Source organism: Bradyrhizobium sp. HKCCYLS3070 (assembly GCF_051167575.1).
GTDB lineage: Bacteria > Pseudomonadota > Alphaproteobacteria > Rhizobiales > Xanthobacteraceae > Bradyrhizobium.
Genome location: NZ_JBNPTI010000012.1, coordinates 71,127 through 91,077, shown reverse-complemented (window position 1 = coordinate 91,077; position 19,951 = coordinate 71,127). Strand labels below are relative to the sequence as shown.

The window sequence follows — 19,951 nt, the reverse complement described above, 5'->3', positions numbered from 1 at the left end:
TCGCTGCAGCGCCCAGGTCGATCGTGACCAGCGGGTTCCCGCCTACCATGTTCCGCCCGTTCCCGCCAACTGCACGCCCTGAAAGCCGTAGATTCCCCGTCGCAGCACGACGCCGGCGGCCTCTTCGTCCATGCCCATAGATACCAAAGTTAAATGCTTTCCCACGTAGATTTTAAGCCAACGACGAAGAATCGCGAGCACATGGGCACGACGGCACCGCCTATTCCCAGTCCGAATGTCGCTGAGGCCGGGGACGCGCAACCGTCTCCGGCCAGCGACCTGCGTGCGCGTCGTGCCGGGCGGCGCCGGCAGATGCTGGCGCTGGTCGCCGGATGCTACCTGATCGACGCCGTCATCCTGCTGATCTACGCCGAGGCGGGAACCGTCCCGGTCACGATCGCGCCAGCCTACGCAGCGACCGGCATTCTGACCGTCGCGCTGTGGACCGCCCTGTCGGAGAGCGGCTTCAACGACCGTTTCCGCGACCACTACCTCGTGGTGCCGCAATCGCTCGCCAGCATGATGATCACGGTCGCGTTCTGCTACATCGCGCCCGAAGTCAGCATCCTCTTCCTGTGCACGCTGTACATCGTCGTCGCCTTTGCCTCGCTGCGGGCGACGCCGCGCCAGAGCGCGATCTGCTGGACGTTCCTCGCGATCGGGCTGGCGGGATTGTTCCTGCTCACCGACAAGCCGCTCGGCATGCCGCACGACAGCGGCCTCGAGCGGCTCGCGACGCTCCTGGTCTTCCTCCTCACCATCGCCGGCTGCATGTTCCTCGGCATCTTCTCCAGCGCGCTGCGCGAGACGCTGTACCAGCGCGGACAGAAGCTCAAGGAAGCCTATCGCCGCATCGAGGAGCTGGCCGAGATCGACGAGCTCACCGGCGCGCTGAACCGGCGCTCGATCATGGATGTGCTGGACGAGGAGATGGCGCAGGCGCGGCAGGGCGGCCAGCCCTGCTCGGTCGTGCTGATCGATCTCGACTGGTTCAAGCGCATCAACGACACGCATGGTCATCCGACCGGCGACGACGTGCTGCGCACCTTCGCCATCACCATCTTCGCCAACATTCGCGGCAGCGACCGCTTCGGCCGCTACGGCGGCGAGGAATTCCTGCTGGTGCTGCCGGGCGCACCGGCCGACGCCGCGGCGCGGCTCGCCGAACGATTGCGCCAGATCATCGCCGGCCTCGACTGGAGTGCGTTTTCGACCGGCCTGCAGGTCACGTTCTCGGCCGGCGTAGCCACCCCGCGTGGCGACGAGACCGCCGATTCGCTGCTCGCCCGGGCCGATCGTGCGCTCTACGACTCGAAGGCGCAGGGCCGCAATCGCGTCACCAGCGCCTGCGCCGTCCCGGCATGACCCCGAAACCCGCCCCGAACGAAAGCCTGCTCGATGAGCTCGAGGACACGCTCGCGCACGGCACCGTCGCCCGGCGGGTCGAGACCCTGCGCAAGGTGACGGACCTGTTCGTCGACGGCGCGACGGACTTCGCCGATGATCAGGTCGCGCTGTTCGACGACGTGTTCGAATGCCTGATCGAGCACATCGAGATCTCGGCCCGCGCGCTGCTCGCGCGGCGGCTGGCGCCGCTGGCGTCGGCGCCGCCGCGAACGCTCTACCGGCTGGCCGATGACGACGCCATCGATGTCGCAGGCCCGGTGCTGTCGAAGTCCGAACGGCTCGACGAGGCCGCGCTGATCCGCACAGCCGAGACCAAGAGCCAGGCGCATCTGCTCGCGATCTCGCTCCGGCGCGTGCTCAGCCGCGCCGTCACCGACATCCTGCTCAGGCGCGGCAACGACGAGGTCGTTCACAGCACCGTCAGCAATCCCGGCGCCGACGTCTCGGAGGCCAGCCTCGACACGCTGGCCGATCGCGCCGCGCTGGACGAAAACCTCGCCGCGTGCCTCGCCATGCGGCCCAATCTGCCGCGCCACCTCTATCTGAAGCTGGTCGCCAAGGCGTCGGCCACGGTCCGCGCGCGGCTCGAGGCAGCAAACCCGAAGCTCGCGCAGGAGGTCTCCTCGGCGGTGCGGACGGCAGGCCGGCGGGCGCGATCGAGCGCGGTGGCGCTGACCAGCCAGACCGAGATCGCGCACGCGCTGGTGCGCTCGCTGCATGCCGAGGGCCGGCTCGACGACCGTCTCGTCGTGCAGTTCACCGAGCAGCGCAAGTTCGACGAGGCCAATGCCGCCGTGGCGGCCATGGCCAACGTGCCGGTCGCGGTCGCCGAGAGCATCATGATCGAAAGCCGCGCCGAGGGCGTCATGATCCTCGCCAAGGTCGCAGGCCTGTCATGGCCAACGGTGAAGTCGATCATCCTGATGCGCGATGGGCTCGCCACCACCGCGACGACCGATCTCGACGCCTGCAAGGCCACCTATGAGCGGCTCCGGCGGTCCACCGCGCAGCAGGTGCTGCGCTTCCATCGCGTCCAGGACGCCGCGACGCCGGTGCAGGCGTAGCCGCCCCCGGTCAATAGCGCAGCACCCTCGCGCCGATGAGCGCGCCGAGCCCGGCCACGATCAGCGCGGCCACCGTGTACCAGGTGGCCACGAACAGCGGCGAATCGTCGGTGCAATGCGCGGCATAGAGCGTCGCCGCCATGCCCGCCGAGACCAGCCCGGCGATCGCGCCCGTCATCGCCGGACGCGACGGCGCGCCATGGCGCAGACCGAACAGCGCGGCGGCCAGCAGCGGCAGCGACAGCACGGGAATGGCGCTCATGCACACCATCGAATTGTGGCCGACCAGCCGCGCCATCATCGGCGTGCGCTGCGGCAGCATCATCTCCGCCGCCATGCCGCCGACGAGGACGATGATCGGCGCGATCAGGAGCCAGCTCCAGCCCTGCAGCGAAGCTTCAGGGCGCGACAGATGCAGGCTGATGATCAGCGCCGGGATCGCCAGCGCCGTGGTGACGACGAACTTCAGGTCGAAGAACGGATTGCGCACCGCGAGCCAGATGTCCGGCCGGACGCCGAGGCCGATGAGCAGCATGGCGGTCGAGACCGGCGTTGCCGCCATCAGGGCCAGCGCCAGCACGATGCCGACCGGCTGCGCGCGCTGCGCATTGTCGGCGGCGAGGGTGCGGATGAGCTGATCGGTGTCCATGGTCAGGTATCCCGTAGCTTGGCCGTGAGGCTTGCGAGCGCGCGGTGCAGCGCCACCCGCACCGCGCCCTCGCTCATGGAAAACTTCTCCGCGGTCTGCTTGATCGAGGCAGCCTCGACTGCGATCGACTGCAGCACGTCGCGCTGACGCTGCGGCAGGGTCTTCAGCTGCGCCTCGACCTCGCCGGCCGAGACGGTGGGCGCCGGCGGCTCGTCGGCCAGCGTCTCCGAGAAATCGTCGATGTCGACGAACACCCGCCGGCCGCGCCGGCGCAGCATGTCGATCAGCTTGTTGCGCGCGATCGCGAACAGCCAGGGCGCGAACGGCGCGTGGACGTCCCAGGTGTGCCGCTTGAGATGAACCGCCAACAGAATTTCCTGCACGATGTCCTCGGCCTGGTCGGGGGGCTGACCGGCGCGCGCCAGCCCGCGCCGTGATGCTGCGCGCAACACCGGCGTGATCGCCCTCAGCAGGCGATGATAGGCCTCGTCGTCACCGGCGACGGCCTGGCGCATCCAGCCCGTCCACTCGTCGTCACGCTCGCGCAACTCCGCTCCACCCCCAGCAATTCGCCCGAATCGTCAGCTTGTTACTCTCGCGACATCCTGATCACTAATTCGTGATGCGGGCATTGGCCTCGGAACCATCCGAGTTACGCCACAACGAGAGCACGCCACCGGGCAAGTCTTGGAACCGCTCCATAGCACCGAATCGAAAGGTGCATGATCAGCTTTAATGGGCCGCGCCGCAAAGTGCGGCGCCGCCCAGCTTTTGCCGTGAGCGGCAGGAAGATACCCATTTTCTGCCCCGTTCTCGACATCTGTCGGGGTCTCACTCCGGCCTGGGCTGGCGGGATGGGGAGAGAGCCGACGATGACGATCCAAGCCAGTGGACGTTCAGCATTGATCATTGCCGCCGCGTTCGTTCTGGGCCTCGTTGGCACTGGATTCGCCCGCGCGGCCGAACAGCAGAGCTACAGTCCGTTCTTGCCGGTGGGCTCCGAGAGCGCTCCGGCGGCGAAGCAGGACGGATTCCCGGCGCCGATGCCGGTCGAAGCCCAGGCTCAGGCCGCACCCGCGGCGGAATCGGCCGACGCCGCGCCGAGCGATGCGCCAGCGGCCTCGGACGTCACCGTGAACATGGTCACGGTCAGCAATGACGACAGCTCCGGCTGGGACAAGGCCTCGATCATCGGCAAGATCTTCATCGCCTGCGGCACCCTGCTCACCCTGGGCTCGGCGGCACGGATGTTCATGATCTGAGGCGCCGCGCGGCGCCGCACCTACTTGATGCGCATCGATCCAGCGGGCACATTGCCCGCTGTTTTGATTTGCGGGGTGGGATCATGAGCGTTTACGAGCACATCATCGTCGAAGGCAAAGGCGCGGTCGGAATCATCACCCTGAACCGACCGAAGATGCTCAACGCGCTGTCGTTCGGCGTCTTCCGCGAGATCGCCGCCGCCGTGGATGACCTCGAGGCCGACGACGCCATCGGCTGCATCGTGATCACCGGCAGCGAGAAGGCGTTCGCCGCGGGCGCCGACATCAAGGAGATGCAGCCCAAGAGCTTCATCGACATGTTCTCGAGCGACTTCACCGCGATCGGCGGCGACCGCGTCGCGCGCTGCCGCAAGCCGACGATTGCGGCGGTCGCCGGCTACGCGCTCGGCGGCGGCTGCGAGCTCGCGATGATGTGCGACTTCATCATCGCTGCCGACACCGCGAAATTCGGCCAGCCCGAGATCACGCTCGGCACCATCCCGGGCATCGGCGGCACCCAGCGCCTGACGCGCGCGATCGGCAAGGCCAAGGCGATGGACCTCTGCCTCACCGGCCGCATGATGGATGCGGCCGAGGCCGAACGCTCCGGCCTCGTCAGCCGCATCGTGCCGGCCGACAGGCTGATGGATGAGGTGATGGCTGCGGCCGAGAAGATCGCATCGATGTCGCGCCCGGCAGCGGCGATGGCCAAGGAGGCCGTCAACCGCGCCTTCGAGACCCCGCTGTCCGAAGGCATGAATGTCGAGCGCAACCTGTTCCACGCCACCTTCGCGCTGGAAGACCGCGCCGAGGGCATGGCTGCGTTCATCGAGAAGCGCAAGCCGGTGAACAAGAACCGGTGAGATTGCTGCGGGTCACTCGCAGCTGAACGAATCGATCTGCCTCTCATGTCGACGGGTGCACCTCACCCGCTTACCAAGCGCGTATCCGCGCGCCGGGCCGCAGCACTGCGACAAACGGCCTGTGGCGAGCACGCCACAACAAACCATGGAAAAGCCCGCCGGATTCCACATCGGCGGTTTGTATGTGGCCGCCATCCGCCCTAAACAGGTAAACAACTGGTTAAGACAGTGAGACGCGGCGGAGTCGGATGGTGGGTCGAGCCAAAGAATTTGGCGTCGGCAAGATGCGTGTGCGAAGGATCGGCCTCGGCCTGACCCTCGCGGGCAGCCTTGTCGTCGTGTGCTCGCCTGCGCGCGCCGAGGATCTCGCCGCCGCGCTCGCGAAAGCCTATCAGACCAATCCGGCGCTGAATGCGGAGCGCGCGCGCCAGCGCGCCACCGACGAGAACGTGCCGCAGGCGCTTGCCGGCTATCGTCCGCAACTGATCGCGAGCCTCGGCGCCGGCCTGCAGGCGGTGCGCAATCTGCTGCCCAACAACACGATCCAGACCGCGACATTGAAGCCCTGGACCATCGGCGTCACCGTTACGCAGACGCTGTTCAACGGCTTCCGGACCGCCAACAGCGTCCGCATGGCCGAGCTGCAGGTGCAGTCGGGCCGCGAGGCGCTGCGCAATGTCGGCCAGGGCGTGCTGCTCGACGCCGTCACCGCCTACACCAATGTGCTCGCCAACCAGTCGCTGGTCGAGGCACAGCGCTCCAACGTCGCCTTCCTGCGCGAGACGCTCTCGGTCACGCAGCGCCGTCTCAATGCCGGCGACGTCACGCCGACCGACGCCTCGCAGGCCGAGGCGCGGCTGTCGCGCGGGCTGTCCGATCTCAACGCCGCCGAGGTCAACCTCGCCATCAGCCAGGCGACCTATGCCCAGGTCATCGGCATGGCGCCGGGCCAGCTGCGCGCGGCCGACCCGATCGATCGCCTGCTGCCGCGCAGCCGCGAGGACGCGATTGCGCTCGGCAACAAGGAAAATCCGGCCGTGGCTGCGGCGAGCTTCGACGTCGACGTGGCCTCGACCTCGATCAAGGTCGCCGAGGGCGCGCTGCTGCCGAGCGTGACCCTGCAGGGCGGTGTCAGCCGCAGCCGCGATTCGGATCAGACGCTGGGTACCTTCGGCACCGACCAGGCCTCGATCGTCGGCAGCATCACCGCGCCGATCTATGACGGCGGCACGGCGGCGTCGCAGACCCGCCAGAGCAAGGAGCTCGCGGCGCAGAGCCGCCTCGTGCTCGACCAGGTCCGCAACCAGGCGCGAACTGCGGTGGTCAGCGCCTGGGTTGCCAACGAGGGTGCCAAGGTCGCCGTCAGCGCCTCCGAGGCCGAGGTGAAGGCCGCCACCATCGCGCTGCAAGGCGTGTCGCGCGAGGCCCAGGGCGGCCAGCGCACCACCGTCGACGTGCTCAACTCGCAGGCCGATCTGATCCAGGCCAAGGCACGGCTGATCGGCGCGCAGCGCGACCGCGTCATCGCCTCCTATACGCTGCTCAGCGCGATCGGCCGGCTCGACGTCAAGAACCTCAATCTGAATACGCCGGACTATCTGCCCGAGGTGCACTACCACCAGGTGCGCGACGCCTGGCACGGCCTGCGCACGCCCTCCGGACAGTAGTGCGAGCGGTCATCGCTCAAGGCCGACGACCTTGCTTTGCCGATATTGCCGGATAGTCTGACGCACGACCGACTCCGGGGCTGTCATGACGGCATTGCGTTACCTGTTGCTTGTTCTCGTTCTCATCAGTTCAGGCAGCACCGCCGCGCTGGCGGACAAGCGCGTCGCGCTGATCATCGGCAACTCCGCCTACAAGACTGTCGCCAGGCTATCGAACCCGGCCAACGATGCGAAGCTCGTCGGCGACATGTTCCGCAACGCCGGCTTCGAGCGCGTCGACGTCAGGCTCGATCTCGGCGTGCAGGAGATGCGCCGGGCCTTGCGCGAGTTCGGGGCGCGGGCGCGCGAGGCCGAGGTCGCGGTGATCTACTACGCCGGCCACGGCATCGAGCTCGACGGCACCAACTATCTGATCCCGACCGATGCCGCGCTGGAGGCGGACAGCGACGTTCTCGACGAGGCGATCGCGCTGGAGCGCGTGCTGTTCGCGATCGAGCCGGCCAAGCAGTTGCGCCTCGTCGTGCTCGACGCCTGCCGCGACAATCCGTTCGCCAAGACAATGAAGCGCAGCGTCGCCTCGCGCAGCATCGGACGCGGCCTCGCCAAGGTCGAGCCGTCGAGCCCGAACACGATGATCGCATTCTCGGCCAAGGCCGGGTCGACCGCCGCCGACGGCGACGCCAGCAACAGCCCGTTCGCAACGGCGCTGGTGGCGCATCTGCCAAAGCCCGGCCTCGATCTGCGCCGCGCGTTCGGCTTCGTCCGCGACGACGTACTGAAGGCGACCGGCTATCGCCAGGAGCCCTATGTCTACGGATCGCTCGGCGGCAACGACGTGGCGCTGGTGCCGGTCGTGCAAGCTCCGAGCGCGGCGGCCGATTCCGACGCAGCGATGCGGCGCGACTACGAGCTCGCCGAGCGCATCGGCAGCGAGGCGGCGTTCGATGCCTTCATCGAGAAGTATCCAAGCGGATTCTACGCCGCGCTCGCCAGGGCGCAGCGCGCCAAGCTCGCGCCGGCGGCAGCCAACGTCGCCGCGCCCGCCACGACCGACGTCACGCGCAGCCCGCCCGAAGCGTCAGGGCAACGGGCGGACAAGCCGCCCGCGGCGTCCGAGCCAGCCAAGCCCGCGATGGTCGCGACGTTGCCGCCGCCCGCGGACAAGGTCGCGCCGCCGGACCCGGCACGCGAGCTTGCCGGCGAGCTGCGGCGCGTCGGCTGCAGCACCGCCGACAGCGACGGCACCTGGGACCTCAACGCGCGCCGGGCGCTGGAGCGCTTCAACAAGCAGGCCGGCACCCGGTTCGATACCAAGCTCGCCAGCCTCGACGCGCTCGACGCCGTCAAGGCGAAGACGGCCCGTGTCTGCCCGCTGCTCTGCCCCAAGGGCCAGCGCGCCGACGGCGATGCTTGCGTCGCGATCGCCTGCCCCGCCGGTCAGGCGCGCGATGCCGACGGCGACTGCGTGAGGCGCAAGGACGAGCCGGTCGCGAAGAAGCCGGACGAGGCGCTCAGGCGCGACGAGCCGGCGCGCAAGAAGGAGCCGGCGGTGGCGACGCGCTCCGAGCCGGAGCCGAAGCGCGTCAGCGGCGGCGGCCGCTGCACGAGCATCAGCCAGCGCTGCGCAATCGAGATCGGCGGCCGCTGCAATCCCGCCACCGGCCATTGGGAATACGGCCGCAACGGCGCCGGCGGCAACACGATGTCGTTCAACAATTGCATCGGCCGGATGATGGCCGGGCGGCGCTGAGCGGACGGCCGCGTCCGGAGACGAGACAACCGGGGCGATCTGGAACAGGCGCGCGAACTCGCCCACAATGGGCGGCAACCGGAGGCGCGCATGCTGTTCATGGTGATCGAACGTTTCAAGGACCGCGATCCGATTCCGGTCTACCGCCGCGTGCGCGATCCCGGCATCACGTTTCCCGAAGGGCTCAAATATCTCGGCAGCTGGATCGAGCCGAACTTCGACCGCTGCTTCCAGCTGATGGAATGCGACGACGCCCGCCTGCTGCAGCAATGGGTTCTCGCCAACGCCCGCGACACCGGCATGACCTTCGAGATCGTGCCGGTGGTGACCAGCGCGGAGACGCGCGAGGTGGTGGCGCCCTTTTTGGATGAGAATCCACTCGCGGGCGGACGATGCTCGACATCCTGACGCAGGTGCTCGCCGCATGCATCGTCTCCTACGCGATCGCTGTTCTAATGCCGTCGTGGCGGGCGTTGCTCGTGGCGACTCTGATCGTCGTGCTGCTGACTGCGTTCGACGGGATACGGCATTGGTGGTCGCCAGCGTCGGATCGTTGTCACAGCACCTGTACACTCAACGATCTGCTCGCCATTCCGCTGCTGCCGATTGCGAGAGCAGGCTTCTTGACCGGAGCAGCGATCCGCGCACTGACCTTCCTTCCGCATGCCCAAAGACTGTCGTCGCGGGCGATCATCATGATCTTGGTTGCCGGAGGGCCCATCGCCATCGCAATCGTCTTGTTCGCGCCGGATGTTGTTTTCTGGCACCCGCCCCGGCTGGGCTAGGCTCAGTCGATCGACACGGCCCTGCCCGAATTCGCTACCCCTCGAACGAAAACAGCTCGATCGGGTCGCTGAAGCCGCGTACCGGAAATTCGCCGACGCGCTCCAGCGCGAACGGGCCCTCGACGAGCTCGGCAAACGCACGCGACATCAGCACGGGACGGCCGACCTGCTTGGTCAGCGCCTCCATGCGCGAGGCCATGTTGACCGCGGGTCCGATCACCGTGAAATCCAGACGTGTCTGCGAGCCGATGTTGCCGTACATCACGTCACCGACATGGATGCCGATGCCGTAGCGGAGCGGCGCCCGGCCGCTCTCGGCGTTGCGTGCGTTCAGCTCCGCCATCGCCTGCCTGGCGCCAGTCACGGCATGCAGCAGGTTGGCACAGGCTGCGGGCTCGGTGAGCGGAAAGATCGCGAGCAGGCCGTCGCCGATGAACTTCAGGATCTCGCCGCCGTGCTGCGTGATCGGTTCCACCATCGCGTCGAAATAGCCGTTGAGCAGATCGATGACATCGTCGCGCGGCCAGTTGTCGGAGATCCTGGTGAAGTCTCTGAGGTCGCAGATCATGATCGCCGCGCGCACCGTCGTGCCGCTGCCGCGCCGCGTCGCTCCCGCCAGGACCATCTCGGCCGCATGCGGCCCGACATAGGTCTCCAGCAACGTCCGCGCCAGGCGGTTCTTGATGCGAATCTCGCTCACCAGCGCCAGCACCGGCAGCAGCCGCTGCAGCGCGTCGATGTCGGCCTGGTCGAAGCCACCGTGGCGATCGGTCGCGAACGTCACGAAATGCCGCTTGCCGAGCGTGTGATACATCGGCCAGGCGACGTAGTCGGTCAGGCCCTGCGCCCGCATCTCGTCATAGATCGCATGCTGACGGCCGAGCCTGGGATCGCGCGCCAGATCTTCGCGAATCTCCTCGGCACCGCCGTAGATTTCGGCGCCGGGGCTGCCGATGAATTCGGACCGCTCGCGGACGTCGTAGTCGATGCGGGCGATCTCGGCCCCTTGCATGCCGTCGCTCCACAGCATCCGGGCGCCGAGCCATTGCGGATGGTTGATCTGAACGTGCAGCGAGGCGCGCTTGAGCGGAATGCCGGCGCGCTGCAGCCGGATGCACATCTGCGCGAAGATGTTGTCGATGAAGCGCTCGTCGCGGGTGCCGTTGGTGAGCCAGTCCACGACCTCGTCGCCCAGGCGCTGGCCAGGGGCGAGATGGACGTCTGTTGCGGTCATGGCGATCTCCTGGCGGCTCGGCGTCGCGGTCCAGGAGATGTCGTGCCGCAATGCGAAAGAGTCAATCGACGTCATCGCATCGCGGCCCACCCGGATGGGCAGGATACGCCAGCTCCTCATCGGATCGGCGAGCCGGGACAGCCGAGACGCCTCGCGCAGATGGGGCGGATGCTGCACATCCACCCCATCGGCTCACGTCGCAAGATCAGAAGTGGACGACCGTCCGCAGGCCGAGCACCACCGCATTGCCGGTCTTCAAGCCGGCGGCGTTGAAGCCGCGTCCGCCCGGATTGATGACATACTGGGCGTCGAACTTCAGGTTCATCCAGCCCGTCGCCTGCCAGCCATACCAGGCCTCGATCGGCACCTCGTTGCCGCCCGCATTCGGCGTCAGCGCCGCCGAGTTGACATGCGTGGTGCCGACCGCGAAGCCGACCTCGTCGTTGGGACGGAACGAGAAGGTGCCGGTGTGCTTGACGCCCCAGGAGATCTGGTAGTCCTGATACGCGGTGCGGTGATCGGCGACGCTGGTGTTGAGGAAGGTGTACCAGCCCTGCGCCTTGGGACCCTCGACCGTCAACCGCTGCAGGATCGATTCGTAGAAGCCGTAGCGGCCGCGCTGGCTGCTGAGGTTCTGATCGCCGACGCCGGGGCCGCCGGCATACACGCCGGTGATGCCGGGCAGACCGCCGTCGATGGTCGAGGCGCTGTCATACCAGCCGCCGACGCGCCAGGTGCCGTTGAGCGGACCGCTCGGTTCATACACCACCTCGACCGGCACCAAGACGCCTGCGGCCGGATTCGAGCGCGGAATGCCCGGCGCGAGATAGACGCCCGCGTCCGACGTCGTCAGATAGTTCGGATTGGCGTCGTAGACGCCGACCGACAGCTTCCATTCCTTGGTGAAGTTGTAGTGCACGACGCCGGCCCACTGGCTCACCGGCCAGTTGTAGATGTAGCCGCCCTGGATGTTGCCCGGCTGGCCGCCGCAGAAGGTCAGGTTGATGAACTCGCACTGGCCGAAGAAGAAGTCGGAGCCGACCGGCAGCCGGCCGCCCTTGAGCACGAGGCGGTCGTCGAACAGCTTCTGCTGATAGTAGAACTCGGTGAGGCGCAGGATGTTGCCGCGGCCGAACACCTCGTTGGTCAGCTGCAGCGCCGGAATGCCGGCCTCGCTGTTGAGATTCTTGCCGAAGCGATCGACCAGCGTCACGCCGATCATGCCGCCCTGGATGCCGGCGAGCTTGGCCATGTCGAACTTGGCCTCGAACCACAATTGCCCGGCATTGGCCGCGGTGTTGCGCGAGCCACCCGACAGATTGGTGACGGCTTCGTCGCCGAGCGTGAGCGCGAGCGAGATGCCCTGCTCCTTCAGCCTGGTCCGGCCGAGATCGCCGAACAGATACGGCCGCGTCCAGAAATCATCGACACCCGCATAGGGAATCGGCGGCGCCTTCATCGGCAGATCGGCCGCGACCGCACCACCGCCACCCAACAAACAAGACAAAGCAACCCCTACGCCGCACATGCGCGCGGTCGTCGCAAACCCACTCATTTTTCCTGCTCCTCGCAGCGTCCCCAGGCTCTGGATGTTGTTCTGTCGCGCCCGGCCCAGAGCCTCCGTCCCGGCACGCGCTTCCCCACGGCTCAATCCCCGGCCGCCGCCCATTCGAGGGGCGATTTCGTCAACCTGAGATTGGATGGCAATCCTAGCAAGCGCCGAGGCGCCTTTGAATAGTCATATTATATTTGGGAGTCGGTATAACCGTAACTGTGACATGAGCGTCACATGCCGCACTGCGGAATATCTGCTGTTCAGGTCCGACCACGTGAAGCCGTCCGTATGTCGCTACGCTCACGAGCGGCTCGCCTGGAAGCACGATGTCTCCGCGCGTCATTGGAGAGGAGCTGCGAGTTCGAGAGCTCTCGGGCCGAGGCAACTTCCTAGCGAGGCTGCGCATCTTGAACGAGGGCATTCCACTCATCGCGAACGGCGTCCCGAAGCAGACCAGGAGGGATCGCGCCCACGTTCTCTGGCGCAAGATGACTAGGCTGTGGGCTGCATGTCTCGATCAGGAAATTGACGGCATCGTCTGTTGTCTCAACCCCAGCGGCTTTGGCCGTCGGTGCATACGTGCGGACGCAGGCTTTGAGGTTAGAGACCACTTGACGCAGTCTGTCGTTCTCAGCCCGTGCTGATACTAACAGCGCAGCGGCAACAAGCAGCAATGCAATTGCCGTTCTCAAGGCATCGATCCCCATGACATCCAGCCCATCAGAATTGCATCGGCAGTTATGCGGTTTAAGTGTGTAAACACCAGTTACGCGTCAGCCGAGGGTCAGCCAGCTTCGGAGAAAAAAACTGCCTTGTGGCGTCACTGCAAGCTTACTTCCAGTTGCACCCTGATAGCGTAAACTTCCGCCGCGGACCGAAAGGCCCGAGACGGGCCAGAAGCGCCCTTGGTCTCCGGGTGACGTGCTGCGCCGGGCGAGTCGGAGCGATCGGGCCAAATTCGGTCGTGACCTGTCGTCGTTGATTTGCCCGACGAGCAGCGTCCCGGCCGTTCATGCAACGAAATTGGTCTCGGCCACCCCAAATCGGCCTTCGCCGGAACGGCGCATTTCATCAGCAGCTTCAACGCCATCGCCCGTTTCAAGGGCTTCGCGCAAAAATAAATCACTTCCGAAAATCAGCAAATCATGTCTATTCTCTCCACGTTCCGGTCCGGATGAGGGGCGTACGCGTCGTCACGAAACGTTGGGCCGGCAATGCGGTGGACGTGAGGGCATCAGCGCGCTTCATGCGCGGACGATTGATGCGCTCGCGGACGTGAAGTCGCGTGGTCCTGACACCCCGAAGCTGGTGTCCCCGCGGCGGCGAGCGAGAAGCGCGTCGTCGCGCACGGTGGCCAACAAGCCCGGTGCACCGAGGAGATCGCGTATAAGCGTTAAAACCGCCGCGCAGGGAATGCCGGATGAACCGGCTTTGCCTGTGGTACCTGCCGCCTGCATTTTTTTCCGCAGGCGGGCCATGGGTGAGGCCCTCACCCGGCATTCCCTGCGCCCTCATCACTCTCGAGGGCGGACGTCTTCCGCATCTCCTGGGTGCAATCGCGCCGCGGGATGGTGCGCGCGCGCCCGGCTGTTTGACTCGTTGGAAGATGGAATGAGACGCGCGCCTGCCGTCGCCAACGACGTACGGAATCCGCGCGCAGCCCCTACTCGTCCGTCTGGTCGTCGTGCTCGGCCTGCGACAGCTCGGCAAGGGCGAGGTCGCCGGAATCGGCCATGCGCGCCTTGGCGATGGTCCGGACATGCGCGGCGAGCGCCGGCATCCGCGCGATCAGCGCATGGAAATCCTGCGCGTCGAGCACCAGCAGCCGGGTCTTGCGCGTCGCCGTCACGGTGCCCGAGCGCTTGGTCCGGTGCAGCAGCGCGATCTCGCCGAAGAACGTGCCGTCGGCGAGCTTGACGCATTGCGTCGGCAGCTCGATCTCGACCTCGCCGGCAGTGATGAAATACATCGAGGAGGCGGCATCGCCGCGCCGCACCAGCACCTCGCCGGATTCGATCGTGCGCGCGCGCAGCAGCCGCATGATGTCGGCGATTTCGGACGCCGAAAGATGCGAGAACAGCGGCACCCGCGCCAGCATGCCCCAGGTGACGACGAAGTCGCGCCGCTTGATCTCCTCGGCGAACGCGGTGGAGATGATCGCGACCGGCAGCGCGATCATGGCGAAGCCCCAGATGATCGCGAACACCGTGATGATGCGGCCGAGCGGCGTCACCGGCACGACATCGCCATAGCCGACGGTGCCGAGCGTCACGATCGCCCACCACATCGCGTGCGGGATGGTGCCGAACTTGTCGGGCTGGACGTCGCGCTCGACCGCATAGAGCAGCGAGGCGAACAGCAGCACCGCGCCGGCCAGGATGACGAGGCAGCCGATCAGGATGCGCCGCTCGGCCTGCACCGCCGACAGCAGCGAGCGCAGCGCCGGCGAATAGCGCACCAGCTTGAGGAACGGCAGCACGATGCACACCGCTTCCAGGCTGCGGTCGCCGAGCACGAGCGCAATCGCGGCCGGCACGAAGGACAGGAGATCGATCAGGCCGAGCGCTGACAAGGCGTAGGCGAGCCGCTCCCGGTGCGGCGACTGGCGCCGCGGCATGTGCCCCGCCACGCTCCAGAGCCGAGCGACATACTCCGCGGCAAACACGATCAGCGAACAGACCTTGATCGCTCGCAGCAATCCGCCAATGGCGGCCGCGATGTTCGGGTCGGAGGCCAGCACCACCGCCAGCACGTCGAGCGTGATGACGAGCACGATGAACTGGACGACGCGCGAGCCGTGCGTGCTCGGCAGATGGTCGTGCTCGAGCAGCTCGTACAGCCGGTCGCGCAGATCGGGATCGCGAACGCTCTCGCCCGGCCCGAGCGTCGGCACGGTCAGCCTGCCTTGCTGATCGCGCTCTCGATCGCGGCCAGCGCAGCCTCCGCCTTGGAGCCGTCGGGACCGCCGGCCTGGGCCATGTCGGGACGGCCGCCGCCGCCCTTGCCGCCGAGCGCCTCGGACGCAGCCCGCACGAGGTCGACCGCATTGAAACGCGAAGTGAGATCGGCGGTGACGCCGACCACGACCCCGGCCTTGCCGTCCTCCGAGGTCGCGACAAGCGCGACCACGCCGGAGCCGAGCTGCTTCTTGGCGTCGTCGGCCAGCGATTTCAGATCCTTCATCTCGATGCCGGTGACCACGCGCCGGAAAAACTTGATGTCTCCGATCAGAGTCGGACCTGTGCGGCCTCGCCCCTCCATGCTATCGGCAGCTTCCCCTGCTGACATGACACCGCTGACCCCGCCACCCATCGCGAGCTTCTTGCGCGCGTCCGACAGCTCGCGCTCGAGCTTCTTGCGCTCCTCCATCAGCGCGGTGATGCGCGCCGGCACGTCCTCGACCGTGGTGCGCAGCTCGGCCGCCGCCGCCTTGGCGAGCGAGAGGTTGTGGTTGGCATGCGCACGGGCGCCGCGCGCCGTCAGCGCCTCGATGCGGCGGACACCGGACGCCACCGCACTCTCCGAGGTGACCGCGATCAGGCCGATGTCGCCGGTGCGCCTGACATGGGTGCCGCCGCACAGCTCGACCGACCAGCCCATGGCGTTATTGCCGTGATCACGCGCGGCGTTGCCCATCGAGACGACGCGGACCTCGTCGCCATATTTCTCGCCGAACAGCGCGCGGGCGCCGGCCTCGCGGGCATCGTCGAGCCCCATCAGGCGGGTCGTGACCTCGGCATTCTCGAGCACGACGTCGTTGGCGATGTCCTCGACGCGGGCGAGCTCATCCGGGGTGATCGGCTTCGGATGGACGAAGTCGAAGCGCAGGCGGTCCGGAGAGACCAGCGAGCCGCGCTGGGCGATGTGGTCGCCGAGCACCTGGCGCAGCGCCTCGTGCAGGATGTGGGTCGCCGAGTGGTTGGCGCGGATCGCCGAGCGCCTGGTGTGGTCGACGTCGAGCTGCAGCGCCGCGCCGAGCTTGAGCGTGCCCTGCTCCACGGTGCCGATGTGCGCGAACAGGTCGCCAGCCTTCTTCTGGGTGTCGGTGATGCGCACGCGGACGCCGTCGCCGGTCATGAGGCCGGTGTCGCCGACCTGGCCGCCGGACTCGCCGTAGAACGGGGTCTGGTTCAGGACGATGACGCCGCTCTCGCCGGCCTTGAGGCTGTCGACCTCGGCGCCGTTCTTGACCAGCGCGGTGACCGCGCCTTCGGCGGTCTCGGTCTCATAGCCGAGGAACTCGGTGGCGCCGAGCTTCTCGCGCAGTTCGAACCAGACGCTCTCGGTCGCAGCCTCGCCGGAGCCGGCCCAGGCGGCGCGCGCCTTCGCCTTCTGCCGGCTCATGGCATCCTGGAAAGAGGCCTGATCGACGCTGATGCCACGCGACTTCAGCGCGTCCTGGGTCAGGTCCAGCGGGAAACCGTAGGTGTCGTACAATGTGAAGGCGACGTCACCGTCGAACATGTCGCCCTTCTTCAAGCTGGCCGACTGCTCATCGAGAAGGGCAAGGCCGCGCTCCAAGGTCTTGCGGAACCGCGTTTCCTCCAGCCGCAAGGTCTCCTTGATCAGGCTCTCGGCGCGGCCGAGCTCCGGATAGGCCTGACCCATCTCGCGCACCAGCGCGCCGACCAGCTTGTGCATCAACGGCTCGCGCGCGCCGAGCAACTGCGCGTGGCGCATCGCGCGGCGCATGATCCGGCGCAGCACGCTCCCGCGCCCCTCGTTCGAGGGCAGCACGCCGTCCGAGATCAGGAACGACGAGGCGCGCAAATGGTCGGCGATGACCCGGAGCGACGCCTTCTGCGGGCCCTGCGGGTCGGCATTGGTGAGGTCGGCGATGGCGCGGATCAGGGCGACGAACAGGTCGATGTCGTAATTGTCGTGCTTGCCCTGCAGCACCGCGGCGACGCGCTCCAGGCCGGCGCCGGTGTCGATCGACGGCTTCGGCAGCGGATTGCGGACCCCGCCCTCGAGCTGCTCGTATTGCATGAACACGAGGTTCCAGATCTCGATGAAGCGATCGCCATCGGCCTCCGGCGAGCCGGGCGGGCCGCCCCAGATCTTGTCGCCGTGGTCGTAGAAGATCTCCGAGCACGGGCCGCACGGGCCGGTGTCGCCCATCTGCCAGAAATTGTCCGAGCCGGCGATCCGGATGATGCGCGATTCCGGCAGGCCGGCAATCTTCTTCCAGAGGCCGAACGCCTCGTCGTCATCGATGTAGACGGTCGCGGTCAGCTTGTCCTTCGGGAGGCCGAACTCCTTGGTGACGAGCGTCCAGGCGAGCTCGATGGCGTTCTCCTTGAAATAGTCGCCGAAGGAGAAGTTGCCGAGCATCTCGAAGAAGGTGTGGTGCCGGGCGGTGTAGCCGACATTGTCGAGATCGTTGTGCTTGCCGCCGGCGCGCACGCATTTCTGCGACGTCGTGGCGCGGTTGTAGGGCCGCTTCTCGACGCCGGTGAAGACGTTCTTGAACTGCACCATGCCGGCGTTCGTGAACATCAGGGTCGGGTCGTTGCGCGGCACGAGCGGCGAGGACGGCACGATCTCGTGGCCGTTCGCAGCGAAGAAATTGAGGAAGGTCGACCTGATCTCGTTGACGCCGCTCATAGCAATCCAATCGAAGAAGTCCGGGAATTCGGCGGCAATGCTTTTAGACAAGGCGACTTCGCGTGTCCAGAAACTGTGCAGAAACATCATGGGCTTGCTGCACGGCTCCTAAAGCTGGTTGAAAGCCGCCGTGACGCGTTGACAGCTTGCGCGGGCTGGTGTTTGGTCCCGGACATAGACGACAGTCGCGTCGGGAGAGACTGGCCTTTGAGGTTCTGGTTGAACGTCAAGGGTCGGCGCCGAAGGAGCAACCGCCCCGGAAACTCTCAGGCAAAAGGACCCTCGCGACTGCAACTGCATCTGGAAAGAGACGCTTGTCCGGTTTTGACCGGGACGCGTCCGCCGACGGGATAATACTCTCAGGCACAGCGACAGATGGGGCTTCGGTGGCGTTTTTCGGGACTGGTCCCGAGGAACCGCGCGAGGATCCCTGATCGATGGCTGAACCGGCTGCCCCCCCTTTTTTGAAGCGAACGCCGCTCCATGCGCTGCATGTCAGCCTTGGCGGCAAGATGGTGCCCTTCGCGGGCTATGAGATGCCGGTGCAGTACGCGCCCGGCGTGCTCAAGGAACACCTCCATACCCGCAGCGCGGCCGGGCTGTTCGACGTGTCCCACATGGGGCAGGTCGCGCTGGTGCCGAAATCCGGCAAGGTCGCCGACGCCGCAGCCGCGCTCGAGCGGCTGGTGCCTCAGGACGTCATCGGCATTCCCCCGGGCCGGCAGCGCTATGCCCAGTTCACCAATGCCGAGGGCGGCATTCTCGATGACCTGATGGTGGCGAATTTCGGCGAGCACCTGGTGCTGGTGGTCAACGCCGCCTGCAAGGACGCCGACATCGAGCTGCTGCGCGACGGGCTGTCCGACGTCTGCGAGGTGCAGCCGCTGACCGACCGGGCACTCCTGGCGTTGCAGGGGCCGAAGGCCACGAGCGTGCTGGCGAAATTCTGCGCTGATGCCGAGGGCATGCGTTTCATGGATTCCGGCCCGCGCACGGTCGACGGGCTCGCCTGCTACGTCTCGCGCTCCGGCTACACCGGCGAGGACGGCTACGAGATCTCCGTTCCCGCCGACAAGGCCGAGCAGCTCGCCGAAGCGCTGCTGTCGGACAAGGACGTGCTGCCGATCGGGCTGGGCGCCCGCGACAGCCTGCGGCTCGAGGCTGGGCTCTGTCTCTATGGCCACGACATCGACACGACGACGACCCCGGTCGAGGCCGCGCTGGAGTGGTCGGTGCAGAAGGTCCGCCGCAGCGGCGGCGCGCGCGCCGGCGGCTTCCCCGGCGCTGACAAGATCCTTGCCCAGTTCGATGGCGGTGCGACACGCCGCCGCGTCGGCTTGAGGCCCGAGGGCCGCGCGCCGGTGCGCGAGGGAGCTGCGCTGTTCGCGTCGGCCGATTCAGCCGAGCCGGTCGGCCAGGTCACCTCTGGTGGCTTCGGCCCGACGCTGAATGCTCCGGTCGCGATGGGTTACGTGCCGACCACTCTCTCTGCGCTCGACACCCCGTTGTTCGCCGATGTGCGCGGCCAACGCCTGCCGCTGCGCGTCGCCGCCATGCCCTTCGTTCCCAACACCTACAAGCGCTGAAGGACGTCCATGACCACGCTCTACACCTCCGACCATGAATGGCTCAGCATCGATGGCGACACAGCCACCATTGGCATCACCGACTATGCGCAGGCCCAACTCGGCGACGTCGTGTTCGTGGAGCTGCCGCAGGTCGGCCGCGCGCTGAAGAAGTCGGAAGCCGCCGCCGTGGTCGAATCGGTCAAGGCCGCCTCCGACGTCTACGCGCCGATCACCGGCGAGGTGGTCGAGGTCAACCAGGCGATCGTCGACGAGCCGGCGCTCGTCAACACCGACGCCGGCGGCAAGGCCTGGTTCTTCAAGCTCAAGATCGCCGACCGGGGCGAACTCGGCGGCCTGATGGATGAGGCCGCCTACAAGGCGCATACGGCGTGAGACGCGCGGTGCGTAGCCCGCATGAGCGGAGCGATGCGGGACCGGCGGTCCCGGGTCGCTGCGCTCGCCCGGGCTACGGTCTGCCGATCTCGCCGTCGCTGTTTACTGGATGCCCCGCCGTCGCGGGGCATGACGAGGCATAGAGGA

At 67.0% G+C, this 19,951-nt stretch carries 17 protein-coding genes and 1 riboswitch; of the genes, 10 read left to right on the top strand and 7 right to left on the bottom strand.

Features of this window, described 5'->3' with window-relative positions; all coding sequences use genetic code 11:
- The first annotated feature begins 201 nt into the window (after positions 1–201).
- Both ACQR03_RS27650 and ACQR03_RS27645 read left to right on the top strand, forming a co-directional pair.
- The gene (locus ACQR03_RS27650; protein WP_315753094.1) at positions 202–1,365 is read left to right on the top strand and encodes a GGDEF domain-containing protein; all 1,164 of its coding nucleotides are present in this window, start codon (positions 202–204) and stop codon (positions 1,363–1,365) included.
- Entirely contained in the window at positions 1,362–2,471 is a 1,110-nt protein-coding gene (locus ACQR03_RS27645; RefSeq protein ID WP_315753095.1) for a DUF2336 domain-containing protein, read from the top strand. Before ACQR03_RS27650 ends, ACQR03_RS27645 begins: the two co-directional genes overlap by 4 nt.
- A 10-nt stretch (positions 2,472–2,481) precedes the next feature.
- Here ACQR03_RS27645 and ACQR03_RS27640 read toward each other — a convergent pair whose 3' ends face one another.
- Positions 2,482–3,120, bottom strand: a complete 639-nt coding sequence (locus ACQR03_RS27640; RefSeq protein ID WP_315753096.1) for a DUF1109 domain-containing protein — start codon at positions 3,118–3,120, stop codon at positions 2,482–2,484.
- Between the two features lie 2 nt (positions 3,121–3,122).
- Positions 3,123–3,668 carry a sigma-70 family RNA polymerase sigma factor gene (locus tag ACQR03_RS27635; protein WP_315753097.1) on the bottom strand — a complete coding sequence of 182 codons (546 nt, stop codon included), beginning with the start codon at positions 3,666–3,668 and terminating at the stop codon, positions 3,123–3,125.
- A 174-nt stretch (positions 3,669–3,842) separates the two neighbouring features.
- Here ACQR03_RS27635 and ACQR03_RS27630 point away from each other — a divergent pair, with 174 nt between their 5' ends.
- The 6 genes from ACQR03_RS27630 to ACQR03_RS27605 all read left to right on the top strand — a co-directional run bounded on the left by ACQR03_RS27630 (position 3,843) and on the right by ACQR03_RS27605 (position 9,447).
- Complete coding sequence (locus tag ACQR03_RS27630) at positions 3,843–4,382, top strand: hypothetical protein (protein WP_434842015.1); 540 nt, start codon at positions 3,843–3,845, stop codon at positions 4,380–4,382.
- An 83-nt stretch (positions 4,383–4,465) separates the two neighbouring features.
- Positions 4,466–5,245, top strand: coding sequence for an enoyl-CoA hydratase (locus ACQR03_RS27625; protein WP_315716080.1), 780 nt, complete (start codon positions 4,466–4,468; stop codon positions 5,243–5,245).
- A 248-nt stretch (positions 5,246–5,493) separates the two neighbouring features.
- Positions 5,494–6,912 (top strand): TolC family outer membrane protein, encoded by a 1,419-nt coding sequence (locus tag ACQR03_RS27620; protein WP_315753100.1) that lies wholly within the window; start codon positions 5,494–5,496, stop codon positions 6,910–6,912.
- A gap of 85 nt (positions 6,913–6,997) precedes the next feature.
- On the top strand, positions 6,998–8,662 hold the full coding sequence (locus tag ACQR03_RS27615; RefSeq protein ID WP_434842014.1) for a caspase family protein: 1,665 nt from the start codon (positions 6,998–7,000) through the stop codon (positions 8,660–8,662).
- A gap of 90 nt (positions 8,663–8,752) precedes the next feature.
- Positions 8,753–9,070, top strand: a complete 318-nt coding sequence (locus tag ACQR03_RS27610; RefSeq protein WP_315828238.1) for a DUF3303 domain-containing protein — start codon at positions 8,753–8,755, stop codon at positions 9,068–9,070.
- Positions 9,055–9,447: a hypothetical protein gene (locus ACQR03_RS27605; protein ID WP_315716076.1), complete on the top strand. Its 393-nt coding sequence runs from the start codon at positions 9,055–9,057 to the stop codon at positions 9,445–9,447. Before ACQR03_RS27610 ends, ACQR03_RS27605 begins: the two co-directional genes overlap by 16 nt.
- A gap of 34 nt (positions 9,448–9,481) precedes the next feature.
- On the opposite strand, the gene ACQR03_RS27600 is transcribed toward ACQR03_RS27605, so the two are convergent.
- From ACQR03_RS27600 to alaS, 5 genes are all read right to left on the bottom strand, one after another.
- On the bottom strand, positions 9,482–10,681 hold the full coding sequence (locus tag ACQR03_RS27600; RefSeq protein ID WP_315753104.1) for an adenylate/guanylate cyclase domain-containing protein: 1,200 nt from the start codon (positions 10,679–10,681) through the stop codon (positions 9,482–9,484).
- Positions 10,682–10,886: 205 nt separating this feature from the next.
- Positions 10,887–12,236, bottom strand: coding sequence for a carbohydrate porin (locus ACQR03_RS27595; protein WP_434842013.1), 1,350 nt, complete (start codon positions 12,234–12,236; stop codon positions 10,887–10,889).
- 1,010 nt (positions 12,237–13,246) lie between these two features.
- Positions 13,247–13,378 carry a hypothetical protein gene (locus ACQR03_RS27590; protein WP_316171163.1) on the bottom strand — a complete coding sequence of 44 codons (132 nt, stop codon included), beginning with the start codon at positions 13,376–13,378 and terminating at the stop codon, positions 13,247–13,249.
- A gap of 521 nt (positions 13,379–13,899) precedes the next feature.
- On the bottom strand, positions 13,900–15,129 hold the full coding sequence (locus tag ACQR03_RS27585; protein WP_434842012.1) for a cyclic nucleotide-gated ion channel: 1,230 nt from the start codon (positions 15,127–15,129) through the stop codon (positions 13,900–13,902).
- 2 nt (positions 15,130–15,131) lie between these two features.
- Entirely contained in the window at positions 15,132–17,843 is a 2,712-nt protein-coding gene (alaS, locus tag ACQR03_RS27580) for an alanine--tRNA ligase (RefSeq protein ID WP_434842036.1), read from the bottom strand.
- Positions 17,844–18,024: 181 nt separating this feature from the next.
- Positions 18,025–18,135: riboswitch (glycine riboswitch) on the top strand.
- A gap of 145 nt (positions 18,136–18,280) precedes the next feature.
- Here alaS and gcvT point away from each other — a divergent pair.
- Positions 18,281–19,429 carry a glycine cleavage system aminomethyltransferase GcvT gene (gcvT, locus tag ACQR03_RS27575; protein WP_315753107.1) on the top strand — a complete coding sequence of 383 codons (1,149 nt, stop codon included), beginning with the start codon at positions 18,281–18,283 and terminating at the stop codon, positions 19,427–19,429.
- A gap of 9 nt (positions 19,430–19,438) precedes the next feature.
- Entirely contained in the window at positions 19,439–19,804 is a 366-nt protein-coding gene (gene gcvH / locus ACQR03_RS27570; RefSeq protein WP_315716067.1) for a glycine cleavage system protein GcvH, read from the top strand.
- Positions 19,805–19,951: the final 147 nt, after the last annotated feature.